Origin of the sequence: Sphingomonas sp. FUKUSWIS1 (genome assembly GCF_000733135.1) — a bacterium.
GTDB lineage: Bacteria > Pseudomonadota > Alphaproteobacteria > Sphingomonadales > Sphingomonadaceae > Sphingomonas > Sphingomonas aerolata.
The window spans coordinates 1-2,891 of the sequence record NZ_JPJC01000073.1 but is presented as its reverse complement, the minus strand read 5'-3'; the positions used below and the strand labels follow the sequence as shown (position 1 = coordinate 2,891).

General features: G+C 68.2%; 2 protein-coding genes. Both read left to right on the top strand.

Annotated features, from left to right (window positions below):
• A partial coding sequence (locus sphsw_RS05675) for a TonB-dependent receptor domain-containing protein (protein WP_042466632.1) occupies positions 1-1,344 on the top strand: 1,344 nt, incomplete at its 5' end.
• A gap of 13 nt (positions 1,345-1,357) precedes the next feature.
• Positions 1,358-2,891 (top strand): alpha-amylase family glycosyl hydrolase (locus sphsw_RS05670; protein WP_042466631.1); only part of this gene is annotated, 1,534 nt, incomplete at its 3' end.

Genomic DNA, 2,891 nt, shown 5'->3' with positions numbered 1-2,891 from the left:
CAGGCGGGTCAGCGCATTGCCGACCCCGCCTCGCTCAACGGCAACGGTCTGCTCGCCAACATCGTCCTGTTCGATGTCGACCTGAAGAGCCTCAACAACATCACCAACGACATCCGCCTGAACGGCTCGCTGCCGTTCGCCGGCGGGTCGCTCGCGGTCACCGGCGGCTTCTATGCCTCGCGGCAGGACATCAAGAGCGACTGGCTGTGGACCTCGTCCGTCCAGACCGTCGCGGACAATGGCCGCTCGGAACTTGTCGACGTCCGCACCGCGGCGGGCGTGCCCGTCACGCAGAACGGCGTCCCCGGCTATTCGGCGAGCTTCTTCGGCAATTGCTGCCGCCGCTCCTATGACCTCGACTACACGACCTACGCACCGTTCGCGCAGCTCGGGCTCGAGCTCGGCCGGTTCAACATCGACGGGTCGCTGCGCTACGATTTCGGTCGCGCACGCGGCAGCGTCGCCGGCTCCGATCTCGGCGCCGCGTTCGGCAGCGGCATCACGACGTTCGACATCAACGGCGACGGCGTGATCTCGGCCGCTGAACGTCAGGTCGCGGTGATCCCCAACGCCCGGTCGCCGCTCGACTACAACTATGACTACCTGTCCTATTCGGGTGGCGTGAACTTCCGCCTGACCGACAGCACCGCGCTGTTCGGTCGCTACAGCCGCGGCGGCCGTGCCAACGCCGATCGCCTGTTGTTCGGCCCCTCGATCAACACCGCGACGGGCGGGCTGACCGATCAGGGCGCAGCGGTCGATTTCGTCCGCCAGCTCGAGGGCGGGTTCAAGTTCCGCCAGGGCGGCGTCTCGCTCTACGCCACCGGCTTTTGGGCGCGCACCGAGGAACAGAATTTCGAGGCGACGACGCAGCGCTTCTTCAACCGCGAATATGACGCCAAGGGCGTCGAGATCGAGGGCCGGATCGCACGCGGACCGTTCTCGCTCTCGGCCGGCGGCACCTATACCGATGCCGAGATCACCCGCGACGTGCTCAACCCCGGGGTCGAGGGCAACCGTCCGCGTCGCCAGGCCAAGTTCATCTATCAGGCGACGCCACAGGTCGATTTCGACCGCGTGACGATCGGCGCGAACGTGATCGGCACGACCGACAGCTATGCGCAGGACAACAACGTCCTCAAGATGCCGGGCTATACGCAGGTCAACGCGTTCGTCTCGATCCGCCCGGCGGACAATGTGACCGTGTCGGTTAACGGCAACAACCTGTTCGACGTGAAGGGCATCACCGAGGCCGAGGAGGGTGCGATCCCGACCAACGGCATCGTCCGCGCCCGGTCGATCACCGGTCGCACGATCTCCGCCGCCGTCCGCTTCGGCTTCTGATCGGCCGACCCAGGTGCGCGTATCCTCCCCCACCGAGCGTCGCCTCGCGGCGCTCGGTCCCCGCCTGCGCCGCCAGCTCGAACGCCTGTATGGCAGTACCGGGCTGGCGATCTGGCCGCGGCTCGAGGCGATCCTGCGCGAGCGGGCCGCCGAACGCCCCGCCGCGATGGCTGCCCTCGACGAGGCGCGGCTCGCCGACCCCGACTGGTTCGTCGCGCCCGACATGCTCGGCTATTCGACCTATGTCGACCGGTTCGCCGGGACGGTCGAGGGTCTGATCGGGCATGTCGACCATCTCGAATCGCTCGGTGTCCGCTATCTCCACCTGCTCGCGCTGTTGAAGGCGCGCGAGGGCGACAGCGATGGCGGCTTCGCGGTCGCCGACTATCTGTCGGTCGAGCCACGACTGGGGACGATGGCCGATGTCGAGCGGCTCGCCGCACGGCTGCGCGAGGGGCGGATCAGCCTGTGCGTCGATCTCGCGCTCAACCATACCGCCGACGATCATGCCTGGGCGCAGGCGGCCCGCGACGGCGATCCGCATTATCGCGCCTTCTACCACGTCCTTGGCGACGACGAGGCGCAGGCCTATGAGGCCGATCTGCTGCAGGTCTTCCCGACCACCGCACCGGGCAATTTCACGCATGTCCCGGCGATGGGCGGACAGGTCTGGACGACCTTCTACCCGTTCCAGTGGGACCTGAACTGGGCCAATCCGGAGGTCATGCTCGCGATCGTCGACACGATGCTGCGGCTCGCCAATCACGGGTTCGAGGCGTTCCGGCTCGACTCGATCGCGTTCCTCTGGAAGCAGCTCGGTACCGACTGCCGCAACCGGCCGCAGGCGCATTACATCGTCCGCGCACTGCGCGCCGCGCTCGACATCGTCGCCCCCGCGACCTTGCTCAAGGCCGAGGCGATCGTCCCGACCGCGCTGGTCCCGCCCTATTTCGGCGCGGACGAGGGGTCGGACTGGGATGGCGGGTTCGAGCCCGAATGCCATCTCGTCTACAACAACTCGCTGATGGTCGCCGGCTGGGTCGGGCTCGCCGAGCAGTCGGCCGCGCTGCCCCACGCGATCGTCGCGGCGAGCGGCGGCCTGCCGCGCGGCGCGAACTGGCTTAGCTATGCGCGCTGCCACGACGATATCGGCTGGGGCGCGGTGATCGGCGACCTTGCCGGGATCGACCCGGACCCCGTCGCGCGGCTGACCATCGCGGCAAAGTTTCTCGACGGCGCAGACGGCAGCTGGGCGCGGGGCGAACCGTTCCAGTCCGATGGCTCCGTGCTGCACGGCTCGAACGGGACGATGGCGTCGCTTGCCGGGCTCGAGGCCGCGCGGACCGATGAGGAGCGCGAGCATGCGTTCCGCCGCATCGCGCTGCTCAACGCGCTGTCGATCGCCAGCGGAGGACTCGCCACGCTCTATATGGGCGACGAGGCCGGGCTGCTCAACGACCACAGCTATCGCGACGATCCCGATCGCGCGCATGAGGGGCGCTGGCTGCACCGCCCGGTGATGGACTGGGACGCGCTCGACCGCGACG